29 protein-coding genes are annotated in these 22,345 nt (G+C 66.3%); 12 read left to right on the top strand and 17 right to left on the bottom strand.

Annotated features, from left to right (window positions below; translation table 11 throughout):
* The first annotated feature begins 70 nt into the window (after window positions 1–70).
* A complete protein-coding gene (locus LPA46_RS04750; RefSeq protein WP_230891611.1) occupies window positions 71–352 on the top strand; it encodes a hypothetical protein in 282 nt (93 codons plus the stop codon).
* Here the strand turns inward: LPA46_RS04750 and LPA46_RS04745 are convergent.
* From LPA46_RS04745 to LPA46_RS04730, 5 genes are all read right to left on the bottom strand, one after another.
* Complete coding sequence (locus LPA46_RS04745; RefSeq protein WP_230888642.1) at window positions 349–516, bottom strand: hypothetical protein; 168 nt, start codon at window positions 514–516, stop codon at window positions 349–351. The genes LPA46_RS04750 and LPA46_RS04745 overlap by 4 nt on opposite strands.
* 576 nt (window positions 517–1,092) lie before the next feature.
* Window positions 1,093–2,688 (bottom strand): hypothetical protein, encoded by a 1,596-nt coding sequence (locus LPA46_RS04740; protein ID WP_230891610.1) that lies wholly within the window; start codon window positions 2,686–2,688, stop codon window positions 1,093–1,095.
* A gap of 30 nt (window positions 2,689–2,718) precedes the next feature.
* Complete coding sequence (locus tag LPA46_RS04735) at window positions 2,719–3,300, bottom strand: SprT-like domain-containing protein (RefSeq protein WP_230888640.1); 582 nt, start codon at window positions 3,298–3,300, stop codon at window positions 2,719–2,721.
* A 178-nt stretch (window positions 3,301–3,478) separates the two neighbouring features.
* Window positions 3,479–3,613 carry a hypothetical protein gene (locus LPA46_RS18780; RefSeq protein WP_269073546.1) on the bottom strand — a complete coding sequence of 45 codons (135 nt, stop codon included), beginning with the start codon at window positions 3,611–3,613 and terminating at the stop codon, window positions 3,479–3,481.
* Between the two features lie 49 nt (window positions 3,614–3,662).
* Window positions 3,663–4,613, bottom strand: a complete 951-nt coding sequence (locus tag LPA46_RS04730) for a hypothetical protein (RefSeq protein WP_230891609.1) — start codon at window positions 4,611–4,613, stop codon at window positions 3,663–3,665.
* Between the two features lie 135 nt (window positions 4,614–4,748).
* On the opposite strand from LPA46_RS04730, the gene LPA46_RS04725 reads away from it, so the two are divergent.
* The 4 genes from LPA46_RS04725 (at window position 4,749) to LPA46_RS04710 (ending at window position 8,831) form a co-directional block, all read left to right on the top strand.
* Window positions 4,749–5,516 (top strand): GTP cyclohydrolase III, encoded by a 768-nt coding sequence (locus tag LPA46_RS04725; RefSeq protein WP_230891608.1) that lies wholly within the window; start codon window positions 4,749–4,751, stop codon window positions 5,514–5,516.
* 43 nt (window positions 5,517–5,559) lie between these two features.
* Entirely contained in the window at window positions 5,560–6,810 is a 1,251-nt protein-coding gene (gene dinB / locus LPA46_RS04720; protein WP_230891607.1) for a DNA polymerase IV, read from the top strand.
* Window positions 6,811–6,925: 115 nt separating this feature from the next.
* Window positions 6,926–8,320: a GntP family permease gene (locus LPA46_RS04715; RefSeq protein WP_230891606.1), complete on the top strand. Its 1,395-nt coding sequence runs from the start codon at window positions 6,926–6,928 to the stop codon at window positions 8,318–8,320.
* Between the two features lie 64 nt (window positions 8,321–8,384).
* Entirely contained in the window at window positions 8,385–8,831 is a 447-nt protein-coding gene (locus LPA46_RS04710) for a universal stress protein (RefSeq protein WP_230891605.1), read from the top strand.
* 26 nt (window positions 8,832–8,857) lie between these two features.
* On the opposite strand, the gene LPA46_RS04705 is transcribed toward LPA46_RS04710, so the two are convergent.
* Genes LPA46_RS04705 through hisC form a run of 6 tightly spaced genes read right to left on the bottom strand, consistent with a single transcriptional unit; the run spans window position 8,858 to window position 12,521 of the window.
* A complete protein-coding gene (locus tag LPA46_RS04705) occupies window positions 8,858–9,037 on the bottom strand; it encodes a hypothetical protein (RefSeq protein ID WP_230888634.1) in 180 nt (59 codons plus the stop codon).
* Between the two features lie 42 nt (window positions 9,038–9,079).
* The gene (tpiA, locus tag LPA46_RS04700) at window positions 9,080–9,727 is read right to left on the bottom strand and encodes a triose-phosphate isomerase (RefSeq protein ID WP_230891604.1); all 648 of its coding nucleotides are present in this window, start codon (window positions 9,725–9,727) and stop codon (window positions 9,080–9,082) included.
* Between the two features lie 39 nt (window positions 9,728–9,766).
* Window positions 9,767–10,300, bottom strand: a complete 534-nt coding sequence (locus tag LPA46_RS04695) for a multiprotein bridging factor aMBF1 (RefSeq protein ID WP_230891603.1) — start codon at window positions 10,298–10,300, stop codon at window positions 9,767–9,769.
* Between the two features lie 48 nt (window positions 10,301–10,348).
* Window positions 10,349–10,948, bottom strand: coding sequence for a CDP-alcohol phosphatidyltransferase family protein (locus LPA46_RS04690; RefSeq protein ID WP_230888631.1), 600 nt, complete (start codon window positions 10,946–10,948; stop codon window positions 10,349–10,351).
* Window positions 10,945–11,451, bottom strand: a complete 507-nt coding sequence (locus LPA46_RS04685) for an adenylate kinase family protein (protein ID WP_230891602.1) — start codon at window positions 11,449–11,451, stop codon at window positions 10,945–10,947. Before LPA46_RS04685 ends, LPA46_RS04690 begins: the two co-directional genes overlap by 4 nt.
* Window positions 11,448–12,521 (bottom strand): histidinol-phosphate transaminase, encoded by a 1,074-nt coding sequence (gene hisC / locus LPA46_RS04680; protein WP_230891601.1) that lies wholly within the window; start codon window positions 12,519–12,521, stop codon window positions 11,448–11,450. The genes LPA46_RS04685 and hisC overlap by 4 nt, the downstream gene beginning before the upstream one ends.
* Window positions 12,522–12,618: 97 nt before the next feature.
* On the opposite strand from hisC, the gene LPA46_RS04675 reads away from it, so the two are divergent.
* Entirely contained in the window at window positions 12,619–13,044 is a 426-nt protein-coding gene (locus LPA46_RS04675) for a hypothetical protein (protein WP_230891600.1), read from the top strand.
* 25 nt (window positions 13,045–13,069) lie between these two features.
* Here the strand turns inward: LPA46_RS04675 and LPA46_RS04670 are convergent, their stop codons facing one another.
* Window positions 13,070–13,273 (bottom strand): type II toxin-antitoxin system HicB family antitoxin, encoded by a 204-nt coding sequence (locus LPA46_RS04670; RefSeq protein WP_230891599.1) that lies wholly within the window; start codon window positions 13,271–13,273, stop codon window positions 13,070–13,072.
* 114 nt (window positions 13,274–13,387) lie between these two features.
* Here LPA46_RS04670 and LPA46_RS04665 point away from each other — a divergent pair, with 114 nt between their 5' ends.
* Window positions 13,388–13,810: a Rieske (2Fe-2S) protein gene (locus LPA46_RS04665; protein WP_230891598.1), complete on the top strand. Its 423-nt coding sequence runs from the start codon at window positions 13,388–13,390 to the stop codon at window positions 13,808–13,810.
* A gap of 46 nt (window positions 13,811–13,856) precedes the next feature.
* The gene (locus tag LPA46_RS04660) at window positions 13,857–14,822 is read left to right on the top strand and encodes an arsenic resistance protein (protein WP_230891597.1); all 966 of its coding nucleotides are present in this window, start codon (window positions 13,857–13,859) and stop codon (window positions 14,820–14,822) included.
* A gap of 5 nt (window positions 14,823–14,827) precedes the next feature.
* Here LPA46_RS04660 and LPA46_RS04655 read toward each other — a convergent pair whose 3' ends face one another.
* A complete protein-coding gene (locus LPA46_RS04655; protein ID WP_230891596.1) occupies window positions 14,828–15,226 on the bottom strand; it encodes a DoxX family protein in 399 nt (132 codons plus the stop codon).
* 99 nt (window positions 15,227–15,325) lie between these two features.
* Between LPA46_RS04655 and proC the strand changes: the two genes are divergently transcribed.
* The 3 genes from proC to LPA46_RS04640 are packed head-to-tail and all read left to right on the top strand — an operon-like array spanning window position 15,326 to window position 18,267.
* Complete coding sequence (proC, locus tag LPA46_RS04650; protein WP_230888771.1) at window positions 15,326–16,102, top strand: pyrroline-5-carboxylate reductase; 777 nt, start codon at window positions 15,326–15,328, stop codon at window positions 16,100–16,102.
* Entirely contained in the window at window positions 16,095–16,943 is an 849-nt protein-coding gene (gene proB, locus LPA46_RS04645) for a glutamate 5-kinase (RefSeq protein ID WP_230891595.1), read from the top strand. Before proC ends, proB begins: the two co-directional genes overlap by 8 nt.
* Window positions 16,936–18,267, top strand: a complete 1,332-nt coding sequence (locus LPA46_RS04640) for a glutamate-5-semialdehyde dehydrogenase (RefSeq protein ID WP_230891594.1) — start codon at window positions 16,936–16,938, stop codon at window positions 18,265–18,267. Before proB ends, LPA46_RS04640 begins: the two co-directional genes overlap by 8 nt.
* A gap of 2 nt (window positions 18,268–18,269) precedes the next feature.
* On the opposite strand, the gene LPA46_RS04635 is transcribed toward LPA46_RS04640, so the two are convergent.
* Window positions 18,270–18,509 (bottom strand): hypothetical protein, encoded by a 240-nt coding sequence (locus LPA46_RS04635; protein ID WP_230891593.1) that lies wholly within the window; start codon window positions 18,507–18,509, stop codon window positions 18,270–18,272.
* A 143-nt stretch (window positions 18,510–18,652) separates the two neighbouring features.
* Here LPA46_RS04635 and LPA46_RS04630 point away from each other — a divergent pair, with 143 nt between their 5' ends.
* Window positions 18,653–19,039: a hypothetical protein gene (locus LPA46_RS04630; RefSeq protein ID WP_230891592.1), complete on the top strand. Its 387-nt coding sequence runs from the start codon at window positions 18,653–18,655 to the stop codon at window positions 19,037–19,039.
* 378 nt (window positions 19,040–19,417) lie between these two features.
* On the opposite strand, the gene LPA46_RS04625 is transcribed toward LPA46_RS04630, so the two are convergent.
* The 3 genes from LPA46_RS04625 to LPA46_RS04615 are packed head-to-tail and all read right to left on the bottom strand — an operon-like array spanning window position 19,418 to window position 22,319.
* Window positions 19,418–21,013, bottom strand: coding sequence for a GMC family oxidoreductase (locus LPA46_RS04625; RefSeq protein ID WP_230891591.1), 1,596 nt, complete (start codon window positions 21,011–21,013; stop codon window positions 19,418–19,420).
* Window positions 21,013–21,543, bottom strand: a complete 531-nt coding sequence (locus LPA46_RS04620; protein ID WP_230891590.1) for a gluconate 2-dehydrogenase subunit 3 family protein — start codon at window positions 21,541–21,543, stop codon at window positions 21,013–21,015. Before LPA46_RS04620 ends, LPA46_RS04625 begins: the two co-directional genes overlap by 1 nt.
* Window positions 21,544–21,590: 47 nt before the next feature.
* Window positions 21,591–22,319: a fumarylacetoacetate hydrolase family protein gene (locus LPA46_RS04615; RefSeq protein ID WP_230891589.1), complete on the bottom strand. Its 729-nt coding sequence runs from the start codon at window positions 22,317–22,319 to the stop codon at window positions 21,591–21,593.
* Window positions 22,320–22,345 lie beyond the last annotated feature (26 nt).

Below are 22,345 nucleotides of genomic sequence, written 5' to 3'. Positions count from 1 at the left end.
AATCCAGCCGTGGCGTCGTCGATGGGCGTGTAGGCTATTGTCCGCTTGACCTCCGCCTAAAGACGGGGGTATGCGCTCGTATCTTTATCAGCCCATCACTGATTTCATACACGACTCGATAGCCGCTGTTTCCAACACGCTCCCGGTAAAAGTTGTACTCAGCAGAGCCAGTGAGATACGTAAGATGCTCTTGGGGCACTCGCCCCCACTGGATCTTGTCTTCCCAGTCGTTGATTTTCTGGAGAATCCGCTCTGCGTGGTCAGGGTTGTGAGCTTGTATGGAAGCGAGGTCGTCCTCGATGACGGCGGGGAGAATGCGAAGTGCGTCTGGAGCCTCCGGCACGCCTTTTAGTCCAGGTCGATGCCAAGACGGTCGGCGGCTTCCTCAGTCGTGAGTAGATCGTCCTCATCAGTCTCGTCGAGGCGTTCGCCTCGCTCAGGGAGCACTGCCGCTTCATCCGGAAGCATATCACCCTCATCGGGCTCGTGAACGCTACCTTCGTCGTTGGTAGCCATTACATCGTGGTATGCCGGCCGGCACAATAAGCCCTTGGTCGCCGGGGTGACCTCCTCGTCGCGGTAAACGGCGAGGCTTCCCACGGTACCGCACCGCTGAGTTGGGATATTTGCTGGTTTGCGACCTATCGACAAGACAGGCCGATGGCAGGGCCACACCGCCGTTACTCCTATCCACGAGGGACTCGGAGTTATCTTCTGACCGAGACACCACAGCCCTTCGAGAGGGTGTCTCAAACGTTTTGGCCTCGGAGTCCCGATATTGTGCATTTGAGTGGGCGGTGTGACCGCCTCGGTGTATGTCACTCTATGATACGATTCTACGTAGATATCCGTAATGCTGCTGAACAAGGTTTGTGTCGGCGTTGGTGGATTCACGCCCGCCGTAAACGACGGGGATTCTCTCCTTGTAGAAGATAGGGCAAAGAACCAGCGTAGATCCCTCACAGCGGTAGCAGCACGGAAGCCCACCCCTTCTAGGGGTGGGAGGAAGCGCGTCCGCCACACGACACAGTCCACAGCCACAAAATCATCAAGCCTGAGAGTGCTCGATTCGAGTGATGTTCGTTCCGCTACTCAGCCGGTCGTGACGACCGTTGCGGATTCGACTAAGACAGTCTCTCCGTCGTTTATCAATCGAATCGTGAGCTCGTGCATTCCACTCGAAACTGTGAGATCTGTCGAGAGATGCTCGGATGTCGAATCATCGCGTGCTAATCCATGTTCATACACGAGAAAGTCAGTTCGGGTTGTCCCGTCGATGGTAATTTCGGCTGAGTCGTAGCCGATCGGGATGTAGCCAGTGTTCTGCACGTCGAAGTTCACGGCACTCATCTGTGCAGTATCGTCGTCGTAGCTCGAAGCAAACGTCGCTGAAATCGAGGTGATTCGTCCATCAAACACCGTTGCGGCTGTCGTGGAGTCTGACGTGCCGCCGCCGGTGAGCGTCAGTTTCACGTCCTTGGTACCGCGGGTTGTTGGCGTGAAGAGCGCGTCTGTGGTGTCCTCACCACCGATAGTGTACTGTTTCGTCGAAGACGCGGGCAGCGAGAACGACGACGTCGTCACGGAAGTCCCAGTAAGCGATACGTGCGCCTCCGCGTCGATTGCGACGTGCTCCGCATTCGTCGCGTTAAATTCAACGGCCGCCAGCTGGCCTTTTTCCCACACTGGCGTCATCGACTCGATCGAAATCTCTGCGGGAGGAATATCCCGTGTAACGTCTCGGGTTATCCGGTGCGTCGAGGCGTTGGCAGCGACGACAAAGGAGGTTGTTTCACCGAAATTAGCAGCGTAGATTGGACTAGCTGTCGTGGTTTCAAACGATTTCGTCCATCCGGCAGGGATCTGCTTAGTACCCACAGGCGCCAGTTGTTCTCCGGCACGCTGAATGGTCACGTTGGCGGTCGTTGGGAGGTCGCCGTCGTTCTGGACGGAGACTGTAACCTGCTCTAACCGACTCCCATTCCACGTCTCATTCACCGCCGTAAACGTGAGATTCGCCCCCTGGAACGTTCTCTGGAACGCACCTGTAAGCGGCCCGTGAGTAGTCTGTACCTCAACAGAGCCGTTTACAGTCCCAGCGTCCGTTATTGTCAGCGGCTCACTATCGATCGTTGAGACGTTGAATTGCCGTGACTCGTTCGCTGGAACCGGCTGTGAGAACGACTGTGTAACTGCCGTTCCACGAACCGAAACTGTTGCATTCCGAATATACGTTGGTAAGTCACCGTTGTTCTGGACGGTCACGACGACGGATTCCAGGGTATTCCCGGACCAATTTGGGCTGACAGCCGTGACCTTCGGGTCAGCACCCGCAAAGGACGTGGTCCGTGACGCGATCGTTTTGTCCCCCTGGCGGAGAACGAGCTCATACTCGCCAGGCTGTAGCCCCCCAAGAGACAGCGTACTGCGTTCGCTATCCGGTGAGAGACGCTGCTCCATGAGAACGGTTCCATTCGAGGCTTCAAACACGGCAGTTGTGTTAGCAGTCACCGAGTAGTTGAACGCCACAGCCACACCATCGCCCTCGGCAGATGCAACCTGTACGTCCGATACTGACTGACTACTCCCCCCGCCAAACCCGAGACAGCCCGCCAGCGCCACGGTCACGACAACCGCGATAACCGCGACTACAGCGACCTGCCAGTCCTCGCAACGAACTCGCTGCACGAACCCACTCCACGAACCCATAACACCACCTTACTCCCGGGATGTATTATGATTGCGGGGGGTGCGACTGTCGGAGGCCCGAGACTCAGCGTTCATCGACGTGAGCGCGCCACCGCACCCACCACAGCGATACTCGCCAGGGTTTTTCACGAGCTTCGACTTCCGATAACGCGCCATCTCGCTCCCACAGGACTCACACACAACCCACCAATTCGGATCGGCAAACCGTTCACAAGTCACCGACGTTTGGAGTTCGGTCGCTAGCTCGCGGAACGCGTCCCCGTGGCTGGCGTCGCCAGCTTCGTTCAATAGATGGACGTGAATCAGTTCGTGGCGAATGACGTCCGCAGTGGCACCCCAGCCGTGTTCCTGGAAGTACTCCCAGGTCAGTGAGACGGTTTCGGGATGCTCGCCGTAGTATTTGACAGCGCCGGCGCGGCGCTTCGCGCGCTTGCTGACCTCCCACTCCAGCGCGCTCACGGTCACCGCAAGGTCGTAGGCGTCGACGACGTCCCGGGCATACACTTTCGCGACCGCGAGAAACTCCGGGACGGAGACATCTCGGTCGACCGCGTAGAAGTCCGTCTCCAGCGTCGGCGTCCCGGACGTCATCGTGGTTGGGCGTGAGTTACGGCCCTGGCATAGTAGCGTTATGGGTCGACGGCCACCGTCAAAAGCCACATCCTCGAACCGCGCCAGTGTTCACCGCTGGCTGGTCGACGAGAACACTATCGCTGGAACATCGAATTCGAACGGGCGAATTCGGGAACAGAACGGTATACTCTGAAACTCAGTCGGCTTCGATTTCCTCGACGTCGAATAGCTCGTTGCAACTGTTGCACTCGTACACGTTGGTCGTGCCGCGGGAGTCGCTGTTGTCGGCCGAGACGACGAGTTCGCCGCCGCAGTCGGGACACTCTGGCATACGTGGCCGTTTGGAGGGGTGGATGTCGAGGCTTGTGGCCGAACGACAGCTAATCGGTCAGAAGGCGGTCTTGGACTTCGCCGACGCCGACGACGGCCGTGCACGCGACAAATGCAGTCGTGCCAAGTTTGCCGCCAGCGCCGCCGAACACGGGCGACGTAAGCAGGAAGACGACGGCCGCGAGTGCGCCCGCGAGGGCGACGACGCGATTGCTGTGGAGGCGTCGCGGCGCCGACATACCGACGAACGACGCGCAGAACGCAACCGTGGCGAGCGGCGCGTTGGTCACGAGCGAGAGTGCGGGACGGAGCATGACCGCAAACACGCCGACGAGCGCGGACGCGACGACCGTGCTGTGGCCGCGTTTGGCGTGGAGGTGGAACGCCACGACGGCTGCCATGGCGGCGACAGGCGCGGCTACGAGAAGCGTGCTGGTGGGGAGTGTGGTCCCTGAGGGGAAGGAGGCGGGCATCGTGGCGGCGGCAGCGAGACAGCCCGCGAACGCGAGCGTGCCGAGTTTCCCACCGACGCCGTCGAAGACGCCGTCGGCGGCGACGAGGCCGACGCCCGCAGCGAATCCGGCCGTCGCGACGCCGACGGACGTGGGGAAGAGCGCGGGCGACGCCATGCCGACGAACGACCCGCAGTAGACGGCGACGGCGACGGATGGCGCGGCGAGCCCAGCAACGAGTCCGACGCCTGCGGAGGCGAGCACGGGGCCAAGGTCGGCGTGCACGCTGAGCGCGTACGTCGCGACGCTACCGAGCCCAGTAGCGGCGACGGTGACGCCGGCATCGCGGATGTGGATCGGGTCGGCGCCTAGTACGGCGTTGAGGGCGTTGCGTTCTGCGAGGATGGCAGTACCGGCGGCGAGCACGATGGCTGTTTGTGCTGCTGTCGCGCCACCGGTGATGGTCCGTGTCGTGGCTGCTTCCGCGAGGAGGATGGCGGGTGCGAGCGCCAGTGCGGTGAATCCGGTACGGCGGAGGGTTCCGGGCACACCGCTGTGTATCCACAGTTGGTGGTTGGGGGTTTCGATTCGGAAATTGTCGGTAGGTGCTGTCGCCACCCCGCTGTCATTTTTGGAACGCAATCCACAACCGATATACCTCCGTGGGGCCGAGTGTCGGTAACCGTGACGAACACGCAGGTTACTCTCGTCCAACTCGACAACTACGGCCCGTGGACCGTAACGCCGTCGCCGCGACGCGAAGTCGACCTCCAGACGATGCAGTCCCGCCTCTACGCCGACCTCTCGCAGGCGTTCGGGATGCGGGACGGCTACATCTTCTTCACGCGCTTCGACAACATGATCGCGGTGAGCAACGGGCTCGACCTCGAAGACCACGCCCGGATTCAGGAGTCCATCCGGAACCGCTACCCGGTCACCGTCAGCCTCTCCATCGGCACCGGCGCGTCACCCGCCGACGCACTCGTCGAGGCGACCGCCGCCCTCCAAGAACAGGGCAGCGCGCAGGACGCCGACCGCCGCGAAGCACTCCTCGGCCAGCCCATCGACGAAGAGACGCGCACCGACGACGACATCCAGATCGCGCACTTCGATGTCGTCGACGCCACCGGCACATACACTGACGAACTCGACGCATACTCGTCGTTCGTCCACATCGAGCAGGGGTACGCCGCGCTCATGCAGCACATGCACGACGCCCACGACTCCCTCTCGTTCTTCGTCGGGGGCGACAACATCATCGCGGTCTGCCCGGACCTTACGCCCGCGGACTACGAGGAGGCCATCGAGCACGTCCACGACACCGCCGGCGTCGACGTCCGCGTCGGCGTCGGTCACGGCGTCTCCCCGCACGACGCCGGCATGGGCGCCAAGCACGCGCTCGAAGACGCCCGCGAACACGAGACCGACGTCGAAGTCGTCCCCGAGCCCTGACCGGACCGGCCGTTTTTTGCTCGTCGCGCCCAAATCACGCGTGATGGTCGACGGCGAGCGACTCCCCGGTGCGCCAGCACGCGAGGAGCGCATCGTCTTGCACGTCGACATGGATTGTTTCTACGCGAGTTGCGAGCGCCGCCGCGAACCCGAGTTGCGTGGCGAACCTGTCGTCGTCGGCATGGGCTACGAGCCAGGTGAGACCGTCGGCGCTGTCGCGACCGCGAGCTACGAGGCCCGCGAGTACGGCGTCGAGAGCGCGCAAGCCATCGGTGCCGCCCTCGACAACCTCCCGCGGAAGGCCGACGAGCCCGACAATCCGGACGCGGGCTACTACCGGCCCGTAGACCTCGACTTCTATCAGGACGTCGGCAGTTCGGTCAAGGAAATCCTCTACGAACTCGGCGATACGGTCCGCGAGGTGAGTATCGACGAGGCGTACCTCGACGTCACCGACCGGACCGCGTGGGACGTCGCCGACGGGTTCGCGCGCCACGTCAAACAGCGCATCCACCGCGAGGTCGGCGTCCCCGCGAGCGTCGGCGTCGCGCCCGACATGAGCACCGCGAAACTCGCCAGCGACTACGACAAGCCCGACGGCCTCGTGGTCGTCGAACCCGACGAGGTTCGGGAGTTCCTCGCGCCCATCGACGTCGCGGACGTCCACGGCATCGGCCCGGTTCGCGCGCGGGAACTCCGTGAGATGGGCATCGAGACTGCGGGCGACCTCGCGAGCGCGGACCCCTACGAACTCACCGACCGGTTCGGCGACCGCGGCCGGGACCTCTATCGGCGCGCCCGTGGCGAGGACAACCGGCCCGTCGAGCCGCGCGGGAAGCCCAAGAGCCTCTCTCGGGAGTCCGCGTTCGACGGTGCGACCGACGACTTCGAGCGCGTGCGCGAACAGGTGGCGACGCTCGCGGAGGCGGTCGCGGACCGCGCCACCCGGAAGGACGCCTTCTACCGCACCATCGGTGTGAAGGTGGTGACGCCGCCGTTCGACGTCCACACGCGCGCCGAGTCCCTCCCCGGGCCCGTAGACGACGCCGGCCTCGTGGACGACGTCACGCAGGACCTCCTCGGCGAGTTCGCGGGCGAGTCCGTGCGGAAGGTGGGCGTCCGCGTCTCGAATCTGGATTTCTCCGAGCGCGAGCAAGCCAGCCTCGACGGCTTCGAGAGCGACGGCGACGCGGACGACGGTCGCACCGAGCGCGGGCGTGGCGACTCGACGGGAGGACGCGAGCGCGGCGGCACTCAGCGAGACGGCCAGATTTCACTGGACGACTTCGAGTGAGCACGAAGCGACGTTTCCTCCGTCCTTTACGGGATTCTACAACGAGATAATCATTACTTGAAATCTCAATAAAAACTTTTTTGGGTCGCTGGAATTGCGTGATAAACCGTAACAGATGGCAATCGAATTCGCACACAGTCCACTGCTCACGTTCGCGGTTGGCCTGGCCGTGGTCGTGATGCTACTAGTCGTACTGGACCTCCCGGCGTTCGTCGGGCTCACCATCGCGGCGTTCACCGTCGGCCTCGTCAACGCCGTCTTCGTCCCCGACTTCGCAATGGCGGACGCAGCATCCAGAACCGCGACGGCCTTCGGTAACGGCATGGCAGGAATCGGTATCCCCATCCTGATGGCCGCAATCATCGGGAAATCAATGCTAGAGAGCGGGGCTGCCCAGCGCATCGTCCGCGGGTTCCAATCCCTCGTCGGCGAAGGGAACTCCGACATCGCGCTGTGGGGCAGCAGTTCCGTCCTCGCAATCCCGGTGTTCTTCGACAGCGTGTTCTACCTGATGGCGCCGCTGGCCCGGTCGATGCGCGCCCGCGTCGGGAAGAACTACGCGCTGTACATCGTCGTGGTCGGTGCCGGTGCGGCGACGACGCACGTGTTCGTCCCGCCGACGCCCGGCCCGCTCGCAGTCGCCAGCGAAATCGGCGTCGACCTCGGCATCACGATTGCCGTCGGCGTCGCCACCGCGATTCCCGCGGCCATCGTCGGCGGTCTCGTCTACGGCCGCTGGATCAACGCCCGCCTCGACATCCCGCTGCGGGACGCGATGGGCACCACCACCGAGGAGCTGGAGGAGCGCGCCCAGCGCGAGACCTCGAACCTCCCCGGCGTCCTCGAAGCACTCCTGCCCATCTTCCTCGCGGTCGCACTCGTCGCCTCCGCGACCGGCGTCGACACCTTCCAGGAGTGGTACCCGGCGCTGGAATCCATCCAGCCGCTCGTCGCGTTCATCGGCGACAAGAACGTCGCGCTCACCATCGCCGCGATGGCAGCCGCCGTCACCTACCTCCGCTGGACCGGCCTCTCGCGGTCGGTCTGGGAGGACGAACTCACGGAAGCGCTGAAGAGCGGTGGCAACATCGCCGCTATCACCGCGATGGGTGGCGCGTTCGGCGCGCTGCTCGCCGCCTCCGGCATCGGCCCGTACATCGCCGACGTCCTCCAGAACTTCGGCATCGGCCTGCTCGTCACCGCGTGGCTCATCGCCGCCGTCGTCCGCATCGCACAGGGCTCTGCGACGTCCGCGATGCTGACTGCCGCCGGCATCATGGCGCCGCTGGTCGGCCAGCTCGACGTTAGCGCGGCGTACCTCGTGATGGTCATCGGCGCGGGCGGGAACATCTGCTCGTGGTACAACGACTCGGGCTTCTGGCTCGTGAAGGAAATCGGCGGCCTCACGCAAGCGGAGACGCTGAAGACGTGGACCGCGCTGACGACGGTCATCTCCGTCACCGGGCTGGTGACGGTGCTCATCATGTCGTCGGTGCTGCCGCTCGCGTAAGCGAACGGCCGCACTCGTCGCATCGCCCCGAAAACAAATCACAACCCACAACGAGAACACACTCATGGACCGCGCACTCGCAGTCATCGACCCGACCGACGCAGCGAAAGACCTCCTGCACGAGGCAGGCACGCTCGCGGCGGGCGTCGACGCCGACCTCGTGGTGATTCACGTCACCACCGAGGACGAGTACGGCGGGCGCCGCGAAGCGATGGAAGCGATTCCGAACGGCTCAGCGAGCTACTCGCCCGGCGAAGCCGAAGAAGGGGCCGCGCAGTTCGCGCAGGACCTCGCCGACGAGATTCTCGCGGACCTCGACGTCGAGTACGAGACCACCGGCTACCTCGGCAAGAAAGCGAGCAAGACCCTCGATGCCGCCGCAGAGTACGGCTGCGACCACATCTTCCTCGCGGGCCGCAAGCGCTCGCCGACGGGGAAGGCCATCTTCGGGGACGCGACGCAGAAAGTCATCCTCGACTACGACGACCCCGTCACCGTCCTCACCGCGTAACCCGATACCTCGCTTTTTTCGACGCCTTAGTCGCTGCTGGACACTAGTGTGCCGAGGAGCGCGAGTGCGAGTCCGAGAAAAATACCGAAGTAGAACAGTACGGTGAGCTCGGTGCCACGGTTGTATCGAAGGACGTCGTGGATGAGGACGAATCCACTGGCGAGGATCACGGCGATGCCGAACAACAGGAGGTCGCGGGCAGCCATACCGGGCAGTCGGCTGTCGCCGCCTTCAGCGTTATGTTGGCGTCACTCGAGTGGTTCGACGAGGTCTTCGAGGGCGGCACGCGGGTCGTCGGCCTTGGCGACGCCGCTGGCGAGCAGCACGCCGCTGGCACCCAACTCACGGGCGGCTTCAAGGTCGTCGCCCGTGCTGATACCGGCACCACAGTAGACGTCGACGCTCGGGTCGACGGCTTCCGCGGCCGCGACCGCGTCCTCAACAATATCCGGGTCGGCCTGCGAGACGGGCGTTCCGGTGCCGATGAGTTCGGGCGGTTCGACGGCGACGGCGTCGGGGCCGAGCGCGGCGGCGGCCGCGACCTGCTCGGGGTTGTTCGCGCAGACGACGGTGTCGAGATCGACGCGCTCGGCGGCGTCGAGGCTGCCGTCGATGTCCGCGAGCTTGCGGCGGTGCTCGGAGTGATTGAGGAGCGTGCCGACAGCGCCGTTGTCAGCGACGGATTCGGCGAGCACGCTGCCCGTGTGGCTGCCGTGCTCGACGGGGCTGACGTGCTGGGCGTACGTCGTCGCGCCCGTCTCCGCGACCCGCGCGAGGTCCGCGGGCTGCGGGGCGACGGCGATGGTCGTGTCTGTCGATTCGGCGACGTCGGCGGCGGCCTCCGCGACCGCGACCGGGTCGCAAGGGTACGCCTTCAGGTTGACGAGTACGAACACGTCAGCATCGGCGTTCTCCCGCGCGAAAAAACTGTAGGTTTAGCTGTCGTCGCTCTTCCGGCGAACCTTGTCGCCGAGCGTCAGCCCCGCGCTGTCGCTGTCCGAGGACCAGTCCTCGTCGGTGTCGCCGCCGGATTCGGTCAGCGAGATGCCGAGCTTGTTCTCGAGCTTCTCGCGGACGTCGTCGCTGGGGAGGCTGTCGCCGCGTTCGAGCTTCCGGATGACGCTGGCCTTCTCGTTGAGGTCGTCGGCCAGTTCCTCCTGGCTGAGCCCCTCGGTCTCGCGGGCCTTCCGGATGCGTTCGTCATAGTCGCTGACGAGCTCCTCCATCTCGTCGAACATGTCGCGGCGGCGGCGACCGCCCGAGGACCCGCCGCTGGACGAGGACGTAGAGCCGCCGGAGGACTGACTAGATGAAGACGTCGAATACTTGGTGCTGGTGGTGCTGGAGGACTCCGTTTCGACTGTCGTCCCGAAGTCCGAACAGTCGTCGCAGACGTCGATTTCCGCCCCCTCGATTTTGACGGTCTTCGGGGACGAGACCTCCTTGCCACACATCTCGCACTGAGCCATACTAACAGGTAGCCGCGGACGACGCTTAAATGGCACGCCGCGGGGACCTCAAGAGAGTTGGCGCCACGCGGAGACGAACCGCTGAATCGCGGTGAGGTGGCCGACGACGGCGAACAGCGCGAGCAGCCACGCAACCAGCGAAAACCCGCCGGCAGCGGGAATGAACACGGAGAGCCCACCGGTGATGCCGACGAGCGCGAGGCGGTCCGCGCGCCCGAGCAAGCCGCCGTAGACGCGGTCGAGGCCGACGGCCTGCGCTTGCGTCCCGAGGTACGACGTGAGCAACACACCTGTGACGGCGGCGAGACCGAGGTCGTAGCGGCCAATACCGGCGGCGAGGCCGGCGACGATGACCACATCGGCGTACCGGTCGAGCACGTGGTCGAGGAGGTCGCCAGCCACGGAGTCGGTGCCGAGTTCTCGGGCGAGCGCGCCGTCAAGCAGGTCGAGCCAGCCGTTCACGACGACGCAGAGCGCGCCGACCGCGTACATCAACGGCGACGCGACGTAGAACGCGGCGGCGGCCGCAACCGCGAACAGGAACGCAACGACGCTGACCGCGTTCGGGGTCGCGCCGACCTTGACCGCAGCGCGTACCCACGGCCGCATCAGTCGCGTCGCGAGGTCGCGGTACGTGTCGAGGGTCATAGGTACTCGGTAAAGTCCACCTCGCCCGCGGAGGGGTCGCGTTCGCCCGCGAGCACGGCCTCGATGTCGTCGGCGACCGCCTCCGGGTCGCGGCCGGTGGTGTCGATTTCGTAGACGTTGGGCTTCCCGTGGTCGCGGACGGCCTCCGAGAGGATGACGTCCAGCGCCTCGCTCTCGGCGTTCTCCTGGGCCTTCTCGGCGGGTTCGCCGCGCTCGATGAGGCGGCGCTCCAGTTCGCCGGGCGCGCACCGCAGCACGACTACGCGGTCGGCGTCCAATAGGTGCGATAGGTGCGACTCCACGAGTACGTCCTCGCGCCCCTCCAGCCAGTCGCGGACGGCGTCGAGGTCCGCGACCTTGCTGTCCCGCGCCTCGTCGACCTCCGTGTAGAGCCCCTCCTCCTGGATGACGTCGTTGAGGTGGACGATGTCGAGGTCGGTGTCGAGGTGCTCAGTGGCGGTCGTCTTCCCGGTGCCCGGCGTTCCGGTGACGGCGACTCTCATTCGGCGAGCACCTCGTTGAGCACGGCGACCGCGCGCTCGGTCTCCTCCCGGGTGCCGCAGGTGATGCGGACGTGCTCGGGGAGCCCGAAACTCGAACAGTCCCGAATCAGGACGCCCTCGCGCTTCGCGGCGTCCGCGACCGCGGTGGCGTCGCCGACGTTCGCGAGCACGAAGTTCCCGTGGCTCTCGTAGGTCCGCGCGTCGAGTTCGTCGTAGATGTACTGGCGGGACCACTCGACGCTGTCGAGGGTCTGTTCGACGTGCTCGTCGTCGGCCAGCGCGGCGGTGCCAGCACGACAGGCGATGGCGCTCGCCGCGAACGGCGTCTGCACACGGGCGTACGCGTCCGCCCATTCCGGCGGGGTGAGCGCGTAGCCGAGCCGGAGGCCTGCCAGCCCGAACGCCTTCGAGAACGTCCGTAGTACGGCGACGTCGTCGCGCTCGTCGAGCAGCGAGACGGCGGAGGGTGCGTCCGTGAATTCACCGTACGCCTCGTCCACGACGACGAGCGTGTCCTCGTCGGTCTTATCCGCGACCTCTTCGACCGCGTCCAGCGTGAACCGATGGCCCGTGGGGTTGTGCGGGCTCGTCAGGTAGACGACGCGCTCGCCGTCGTACGCGTCAAGCACGCTCTCGGGGGTGAGCGCGAACCCGTCCTCGGTGCGGACGTCGTACTCGGCGACCTCGCCGTGGTGGAAGCGCGCGCTCATCCCGTAGTACGTGAACCCGGGCGTCGGCACGAGCACGCGGTCGCCGGGCGCGAGCGTCGCCCGCGCGAGGTAGTCGAGCGCGCCGTCGCCGCCGTTCGCCAGCCACACCTGTTCGTCGGCGACGTCCCACCGGTCGGCGAGCGCGGCCGTGAGGTCGGCGTGGACGGCCTTCGGGTAGCGGTGGACCTCCGAAGCGGTCTCGCGGATTTCGGCTTCGGCCTTCGGACTCGGGCCGTGGGGGTTCTCGTTCGAGGAGAGCTTCACGAACTCCGCGGGGTCGCGTCCCAACTCTCGTGCGACCTCCTCGATACCCCGACCGGCCCGGTACTCCACGTGGTCGGAGAGGTCCCGTAGTTCCATGCCCGAATCGAGTGGCGGGCGCGTCTTAAACGTGCCTTCACGGAGTTGTCCGCCGCAACCCCGGCGTTTTACGACGCCACACCCACAACTGGCGGCCATGACAGTCATCGAGACAGTCGTGTACGCGTTGCACCTGTTGTTCGCCGGCCTCTGGACCGGGAGCGTGCTGTTCGCGACGGCGACGCTGCCCGGCATCGCCGGCAGCCTCCCCGCGAGCGCCCGCGACTCGTTCGTCGGCACGCTCCGGAACGTCTCCCGCGCCAGCGCCGCCGTCCTCTTCCTCTCGGGCGGCTACATGCTCACGCTCGCCGGCTACACGGAGAGCGGCGTGCTCACGGGTACCGGCCAGGGCCACCTCGTGTTGACGATGCTCGTGCTGTGGTTCGCGCTCGCCGGCCTCACCGAAGTCGCCGCCGGCAAAATCGAAGACGGCGAAGACGCCACCTCCATCCTCTACGGCGCGTCCACGGTCGCCATCCTCCTGCTGCTCGACGCCGGCGCGCTTGCTACTGGCGGGTTCTAATCGCTCGAAAACGTTCGCAACCGAATCAGGCGCCGAACCACGGCGCGTCGGGTTTGGACGCAGCCGGCTCTTTCTCGCGGGCTTCCTCAGTCAGTGCGACGGCTTCGTCGAGGTTCGCCAGCGCCTCCTCGCGGGTCGCACCCTGGCTCGCCACGCCCGTGTTCTCGTCGATGGCTGACCACCAGTCGTCGTCCTCCTCGACGAGGCGAATCTCGCGTCCCGTGCTCACACCTGCTCGTACGTCGGTATCGCGGATAAACGTCCGACCGGATGCGGTTCAGTTGAATCCTCGCTCGCCGCCGCGACCGTGAGAACTAACGGGGTCGCAGCCGCCTGTCCCGCTATGACGAGTCGCTATCGCGTGACGAGCGTCGCAGACGTCCACGAGGAGGGCGGCTGGGTGTTCACGGTGCGGGACGAACACGGCGGCGACGAGGAAGTGCTGTTGGTGCCCTGTGAGGATGGCGTGGAGGCGTGGGTGAACCGCTGCACGCACGAAGCGCAGCGACTCTATCGTGAGGGCGTGGGGGCGGTCGTGCGGAACGGCGAGGTCGTCTGCCCGAAACACGGGTCGATGTTCGACACGTGCAGCGGCCACTGCGACAACGGCGAAGCCGCGGACACGACGCTCGTCGACGTCGACATCACCGTCGAAGACGGCCAGGTGTACCTCACGGACGACGACGTGCGCTACCTCCACGACGGGCTGAAACAGGACGACGAGGACGACGGCGGCCCGAGTTCGACCTCGCACATCCAGTTCTGACGGCGAGACACCCGGCTTTTAGCCCATTCGCGGACACGACCACCACATGAGCGGGAAGGAGTGGCTGCAGCGCCGCCAGATCGGCGTCTACGCAGTCGCCGTCGCGCTCGCTGTCGCGGTCGCCGCGAGCCGCCCGGCCGCCGCGCGGTCCGTCGAGCGCGTCATCGACCCCGTGCTGGCCGTGCTGCTGTACGTCACCTTCCTCGAAATCCCGTTCGTACGGCTGCGTCGCGCGTTCACGAACACGCGCTTCGTGGGCGCGGCGCTCGCGATGAACTTCCTCTTCGTCCCCGTCGTCGTCTGGGTGCTCACGCGCGTGTTCCCGCAGGACCCCGTCGTTCTCGTCGGCGCGCTCATGGTACTGCTGACGCCGTGCATCGACTACGTCGTCCCGTTCACACGGCTCGCGGGTGGGGACGCGGAGCAACTGACCGCGACGACGCCGGCGCTGATGCTCGTGCAACTCCTGTTGCTCCCGGTGTACCTCTGGCTGTTCGTGGGGCCGCGCGTCGCAGAAGTCGTCGAAGCAGGCCCCTTTGTCGAGGCGTTCTTCTTCCTCATCGCGTTGCCGTTGACGCTGGCATGGCTCACCGAAGCGTGGGCCGAACGCTCCGAAGCGGGCCGCCAGTGGCAAGCCGCGATGGGCTGGCTGCCCGTGCCGATGATGGCCGCGACGCTGTTCGTCGTCGTCGCCTCGCAGTTCCCGCGTGTTCGCAGTTCCATCGACCAGGTCGCGGCCGTCGTCCCCGTCTACGTCGCGTTCCTCGTCATCGTGCCGCTGCTGGCGCGGGTGGTCGTGAGCCTGCTCGACATGGACGTCGGGGAGGGACGCGCGCTCGTGTTCACGTCCGTGACGCGCAACTCGCTGGTCGTGCTCCCGCTGGCGCTTGCGCTCCCCGCCGGCTACGAGTTGGCGCCCGCCGTCGTCGTAACGCAGACGCTCGTCGAACTCGCGGGGATGGTCGCGCTCACGCGGGTCGTCCCGGCGTGGCTGCTCCCAGAGAACGATTAATAGCGTTAGTTCTCGCTCCGGTACGCTTCTCGGAGGAAGACAAGCACGCCGCCGAGCATGGCGAGGTTCCCGAAGAACGCGAGGCGCTCGCCGCTCGCGTCGTCCTCGTCGGCGTTCCAGAAGTCGTGCATCGTCGCCGTGACGACGGTGAGAAACGTCGCGGCCGCACCGGTCGCGAGTCGTGGGAGGCGCCAGAGCGCGATGCCGAGGCCGGCGGCGACCATCGTGCCCGACGCGAGCGGCGCCATCAGGTCGGGCATCGGGACGCCCGCGGATTCGGCGTACTCGACGGTGTCGTCCATGTCGCGGAAGTCCTCGCTCGCCTGCAGCGCGAGGCCGAGGCCGAGCGCGACGCGGCCGAGGCTGGACAGCGAGCGGGATTCGTTCTCGGTCGATTCCGTCATCGTGTCATCGTTTACGCGACGGCGACAAAAGCCTACCTGCAGGATGGTTGTGTCGGAAGCGTAGACGGTATGACCCCCAGTCCCCTCTGTAGGGGTAAGATGAAACACGTCAGCGTCATCGGCTGCGGAAACATGGGTGGGGCCTTCGTCCGAGGGCTCGCGAAGGCAGGTGGCTACGAAGTGACGGCAATCGATCTCGACCCCGACGCGCTCGAGCGCGTCGCGGACGCCGCGGACACGACCACGACGGACAGCGCGGCGGCGCGGGACGCGGACATCGTGGTGCTCGCAGTGAAGCCCAGCATCGCCGCGGCGGTCCTCGACGACCTCGACCTGCGCGCGGACCAGACCCTGATTACGCTCGCCGCGGGCGTCCCCCGCGACTTCGTCGCCGCGCAGACGGACGCTAACGTCGTGCGAATCATGCCGAACGTCGCCGCGGAGACACGGGACATGGCCGCCGCGGCCACGCAGGAAGGCATCACCGACGACGTGCGCGCGCTCCTCGACGACCTCGGGGAGTTCGTCGTCGTCGACGAGGAGCAGATGGACATCGCGACCGCGGTCAACGGCAGCGGCCCGGCGTTCGCGTTCTACCTCATCGAGGCGATGAAGGAAGCCGGCGTCGAGGCCGGGCTGGACGCCGAGCAGGCCGAGACGCTCGCCGCGCAGACGTTCAAGGGCGCCGCCGAGACGGTGCTTCAAGACGAGCGCAGCGTCGACGAACTCATCGACGCGGTCTGCTCGCCGAAAGGGACGACCATCGAGGGCATGGAAGTGCTGTGGGACAGCGACGCCGACGAGGCCGTGCGCGCGGCCGTCGAGGCGGCAGAGCGGCGCTCCCGGGAGCTCGCGGAGGAGTTCGAGGATGAGTGAGCAGGTGCAGACGAGAGCCGCAGATACGGACGCCGTCGAGCACGCGCGCCAGCGTGCGGCGGACGCCCAGCGCGTCGTCGTGAAGGCGGGGACAAACTCGCTGACCGACGACCAGTCGCGCCTCGACCGCGAGAAGCTCGACAAGCTCGTCGACGACATCATGGACCTCCGCGAGCGCGGGAAGGACGTCCTACTCGTCTCCTCCGGTGCGGTCGGCGCCGGGAAGGGGCGCGTTGACCACGACGTCGAGACCGTCGAGGAGAGCCAGGCCCTGGCGACGGTCGGGCAGAGCCACCTGATGCGCCACTACACGGAGAGCTTCGACCGCTACGACCAGAAGATCGCTCAGTTGTTGCTGACCGAGCACGACCTCTCGAACCCCGAACGGTTCACGAACACCCGCAACACCATCGAGACGCTGCTCGACTGGGGCATCGTCCCCATCATCAACGAGAACGACGCGGTCGCCACCGAGGAGATTCGCATCGGCGACAACGACATGCTGTCGTCGTCGGTCGCCATCGGCGTGGACGTCGACCTGCTGGTGACGCTGACCGACGTCGGCGGCGTCTACACCGCGAACCCGAAACACGACGAGACCGCCCAGCGCATCGAGTCCGTCGGCGAGAACTACGGCGAGGTCCAGCAGCTGGTCAGCGAGAGCACTCCCGAGCAGTTCGGCGGCATCCAGACGAAAGTCGAGCGGGCGCGCGCGGCCGCCGAACACGACATCCCCGCCATCATCGCACAGTCCACGGAGCCCGACGTGCTCGAGAAAATCGCTACTGCCAAGCCCGTCGGCACGCTATTCGTTCCCACGAATGGTGAGTACGATGAGTGAACGCGACACCGACGCCCAGGTGACCGAGGCGCAGCGCGCGGCGCTCGACCTCGCGAACGTCGACGAGGCGGCGCGCAACGACGCGCTGCAGTCGATGGCGGATGCGATTCGCGCCCACGAGGACGAAATTCTCGCTGCGAACGAGGACGACGTCGAAGCCGCCGAGGAGATGCTCGAACGTGGCGAGTACACGCAGGCGCTCGTCGACCGCCTCAAACTCGACGACGCGAAGTTGGAGAACATCGCGGAGATGGTCGAGTCCGTCGCGGGCCAGGACGACCCGCTCGGCGAGACCCTCGAAGCGCGCAAACTGGACGACGACCTCGAACTGTACAAGGTCGCGGTCCCCATCGGCGTCGTCGCGACCGTCTTCGAGTCACGGCCCGACGCACTCGTCCAGATTGCGGCGCTCGCGCTGAAGTCCGGGAACGCGGTCATTCTGAAGGGCGGCAGCGAGGCCAGCGAGTCCAACCGCGTGCTCTACGACATCATCCGGGACGCTACCGAGGACCTGCCGACCGGGTGGGCGCAACTCATCGAGGCCCGCGAGGACGTCGACCGGCTGCTGGAGATGGACGACAAGGTCGACCTCGTGATGCCGCGGGGGTCCTCCGAATTCGTCAGTTACATTCAGGACAACACTCAGATTCCCGTGCTCGGCCACACGGAGGGCGTCTGCCACGTCTACGTGGACGACGACGCCGACCTCGAGATGGCCGAGGACGTCGCCTTCGACGCGAAAGTCCAGTACCCCGCGGTGTGCAACGCCGTGGAGACGCTGCTCGTGAATCAAGACGTCGCCGAGGAGTTCCTCCCGGGGATGGTCGAGCGCTACGAGGACGCTGGAGTGGAACTGCGCGGCGACGAAGCCACCCGCGACATCGTAGACATCGACCCCGCGACCGAGGACGACTGGGACACCGAGTACGGCGACCTCGAACTCGCTATCAAGGTCGTCGCGGACGTCTACGACGCCGTTGATCACGTCAACGCGCACGGCTCCAAGCACACGGAGTCCATCCTCACGGAGGACGAGGACGCCGCCGCGGTGTTCATGCGCGGCATCGACGCCGCGAGCGTCTTCCACAACGCCTCCACGCGGTTCGCGGACGGCTACCGCTACGGGCTCGGCGCGGAGGTCGGCATCTCGACGGGGAAGATTCACGCGCGCGGTCCGGTCGGCCTCGAAGGTCTGACGACGTACAAGTACTACCTGGAGGGCGACGGCCAGCTCGTGGCGACGTACAGCGGCGAGGACGCCGTGCCGTTCGCGCACGAGGACTTCGACGCGGAATGGCAGCCGGGCCGCCTCCACGACGAATAGTTCTAGCCGTCGGTCTCTTCTGCGTGGAGCGCCAGCGGGTCCCAGCGGACGCCACGGTAGGCCGCGATGCCGCGCTGGACGCCGAGGACGGCGACCGTGGTCGCGGCGACCGTGGCCGTGGTTCGGGGGGCGGCTGCCACGGCGACCGTGGCGAACGTGACGGCGACGACCAGTGCCGCGGCCGCGACAGTCGTTCGGAGGCTGTGCGCGTCGGCCGGGGCGTGTGAGGTATCTGGTCTCATCACAGGTGGACGAACGACCCAGAATCCCATAAGGATAATCTGAACGACATTTCTGTAAGCGAGCTTGCTGAAATTCGTTTCTGTGTCGGCCCCTCCCGAAGCCGGGAAAAGCACTTATAGGTGGACCCGACCGAAACCAGTTGATGGACGCCACGCGCTCGCGGGCGCTCGGGGCCGCGCTCGTGTTCCTCGGACTCCTCGTCGTGCTGGCAGGCGGCCGCGAAGCCGCCGCCACAGCGAGCGCCAAAAACGGACAGTTCGCGTGGTGGGTCGACGCGATTCCGCCGCTCATTGTCGCCGGCTCTGTCGGCGGTAGCGCCGTCGTCGCGGGCGCACTCGGCTACCGCGGCTACCGGCCACGATACGCTACGAGCGCGTTCACCGGCACCGCGACGGCCGCGACCGCGCTCGTCCTCGACCTTACTCTTGAGTTCCCCGCCGTCGGCGTCAGCGAACTCGACACGCTCGTTGCCACTGGCGTTCTTTCCGGGGGAGCGGCGTGGTACGTACTCGGCTACTACTGGCGATGAAGTACCCCGCGCACGGTGGCGCGGGGCTTCGCCGTTTGGCCTCTCCCCAAGACGGGGAGCGTAGCGGCAGCAGGCGAATTTAATTCCCTCCGCACTCCCCGAAGGGTCGTGTGGGAGCAGATGACACCCGAACACGCCATGTCTCCTACCGCACTAGAGGTCGTCTAGTGCCGCCGTAGGTGGCTGTCCGTGGAGGTCGGCGGCTTCACCACCGCCCGACACAGCCCGGCGCAACCTCTCGGTGTTTTGCGAGGCGGATAACGTGGCTCCCGTACCTGCTATATGGTTGCCTGTCAACTTGAACGTACGGAATGTGCAGCGGAGCGTACGCGCTTTACGCCCGCCCACGGTGGGCGGGGAACTCGCGCTGCTTTTCGTTTAGAGGCGCTCGGCGACGTGGTCGGCGGCCTTCAACGCGAGCGCGGCGATGGTGAGCGTCGGGTTCATCGCGCCACCCGTCGGGAAGACGCTCGACGACGGAATCGTGAGGTTCGCGAGGTCGTGCGTGCGTAGTTGGGCGTCGACGACGCTCGTCTCGGGGTCGTCGCCCATCCGCGTCGTGCCCATGTGGTGGAACGCCGGTCCCGTCGCGTCGGGGCCGACCGTCCACTGAACGTCCGCGCCGAGTTCCTCCAGAATCTCGCGCTGAATCTCGTTCGCGCGCTCGAGAGTCCGGCGCGTCTGGTCGTCGAGCGACCACACCACGTCCGGCACGGGGTTGCCGTGGTCGTCGGTGCGCTCGGGATGGAGGCGAATCTGGTTCTCCTTCTTCGGGGGCTGCTCGACGAGCGCACCCACTGCAACGTGCGTGCCGTAGCCATCTTGAATCCGGTCGAGCATCGCGTCGCCCCAGTCGTCGCCCGACAGCGCCATCTCCACCGGTGAGGGGCCGGCGTAGTTGAGGAACTCGAGTTTGATGGCGCCCCGCGAGTCGCCCTCTTGGTCGTAGAACTGGTGGCTCTCCGTGGTGTTGAAGCCGACGTGGTTCTGCCGGGTGGGTTCGTCGAGGGTGCCGCCGACGCCCGCGAACAGGTGGTCCATGAAGTACCGGCCGACGAGCCCCGAGGAGTTCGCGAGGCCGTCAGGGTACTGCTCGGATTCGGAGAGCAAGAGCAAGCGTGGATTCTCGACGCCACCTGCGGCGAGCACGAACTCGCGGGCCTCCTGGCGGTGTTCGGTGCCGTCGGGCGTGGCGTAGACGGCCGCCGTCACGCGCTCGCCCGCGTCGTCGTGTTCGAGGCGCTGGACTGGTGCGCGGTCCACGACGCGTGCGCCGTGTTCCTCCGCTCGCGTCACGTGAATCGTCGCGTCGTACTTCGCGCCGGACGGACAGACGGGCTGGCAGGTGCCGTAGCCCACGCACGCGCTCCGGTCGTTCCGGGATTCGGAGAGTCGGGCGTTCGGCACCGAGTGTGTCGTCACGCCAACCTCCTCGCAGGCTTCGGCGAACAGCGAGTCGGAGTAGCTCGGCGGGAACGCGGGTAGCGGGTGGGGCTGCTCGCGGGGCGGCGCGAACGGGTTGTCGCTGGCGCCCGCGACGCCGAGTTCCTCCTCCGCATCGGCGTAGTACGGCCGCAGGTCCTCGTAACTAATCGGCCAGTCCGCGCCGACGCCGGTCTCGCTCTCGAGTGCGAAGTCCTGCTCGTGCAGGCGCATCACCATCCCCTGCCAGTGGAGCGTCGACCCGCCGACGCCCTTCACGCGCGCCGCGTTCAGCGGGTAGTGGCGGTCGCCCGTCGCCGCGTAGGCATCGCGCTCTCCGCCCATCTCCCAGACCGAGTGCGGGCCGTGCGCGGGCCGAATCGAGCGCTCCATCCGCTGCTCGCGCTCGTCGTCGTCGAATCGCGGGCCGGCTTCGAGGACGACCACGTCATAGCCCTCGCTAGCAAGTTTGTCCGCGACGATGCCACCGGCGGGGCCAGCACCCACGACGCAGACGTCCGCGCGGTCAGAGGGTTCGCGGTTCGGCTGCATCACTGTGGCCCTCGCTGGTAGCTCGTCGTGCCGCCGGGGTGGCCCTGCGGGTTCTCGATGCCCGCGAGTTCGCCGCCGGTTGGCGTCGAGAACAGCGCGTACAGCAGTTCGTTCACGAGGTAGTAGCGCACACGCTCGCGCTCGGCGCCCTCGGGCACGGGGTCAGCGATGTCGACTTCCATCCCGGAGAGCGTCTCTTCGCGCGCGTCGGCGTCGAGGCCGACGAAGGCCGTGTCGTGCCAGGTCCGCGTGTACTCGTCGAGCGCGGCGACGGCGTCTGCGACGCCCGCCGCGTACTCGGGCCGGTCCGCAAAGCGGGCGACGCTGTACTCGTGGACGAACGTCTCGATTCCTTCGACGTCGCTGGGGTAGACGACGCCCGCGACCGCGACGAGCGTCGCTATCTCGTGGTCGCCGACAGGATTCTCGGTGTCGTCACGCTGGGAGAGCGTGAGCGCGCCAGCGCCGACTGCGCCTGCGGCACTCACGGCGCCGAGCGCGGCGAGCACGTCGCGTCGCGTCAGCTCCATTCGGCCGAGTCTTAGGCCGGCCTAATCTTCAGCGTTGTCCTTCGTCCTCAGCGGCGTTCGACGTCGTGGGAGAGCGTGCCGACGCCCTCGACCTCGACCTCGACGCTGTCGCCGTCCTCCAGTTCGTTCACACCTTCGGGCGTTCCCGTGATGATGACGTCGCCGGGTTCGAGCGTCATGTACTCCGTAATCTCGGCGATGAGCTCGGGGACGGTGAAAATGAAGTGCTCGATCGAGGAGGACTGGCGCGTCTCGCCGTTCACGCGCAGTTCGACGCTCGCGTCGTGGGGGACTTCGTCGGGCGTCGCGAGCACCGGGCCGAGCGGGCACGCGCCGTCGAAGGCCTTCCCGCGCACCCAGTTCTTCTCCTGGGACTGGTCCGTGCGGTTCGAGACGTCGTCGGCGGCCGTGTAGCCCGCGACCACGTCGAGGGCGTCCTCGACGGCGACGTTCCGACACTGCTCGCCGATGACGACCGCGACCTCCGCCTCGTGCTCGATGTAGTTGTCGCCGGGCAGCGTGACCGTGTCGCCGTTGCTGGCCACGGCGTTCGGCGGCTTCAAGAAGAGTAGCGGGCGGTCGGGGACTTCCTCGCCGCGTTCCTCGGCGTGCGCGGCGTAGTTCCGGCCGACACAGACGACTTTCGACGGTTCCGCCGGCGGCAGTACTTCGACGTCGTCAACGTCGTACGTGCGCCCGCCAAAGGAGACGGTGCCGTCCTCGTACTCGCCGCGTCGTACTGCCCCTGCCGGGTCGCGGAATCGCATCCAGTGCATGCTCGCGGTTTTCCGGGGTGGCCGCG

The organism is Halobacterium sp. KA-6 (assembly GCF_021029015.1).
GTDB lineage: Archaea > Halobacteriota > Halobacteria > Halobacteriales > Halobacteriaceae > Halobacterium.
The sequence above is the reverse complement of the archived record's forward strand: the minus strand, read 5'-3'. Positions and strand labels throughout refer to the sequence as shown.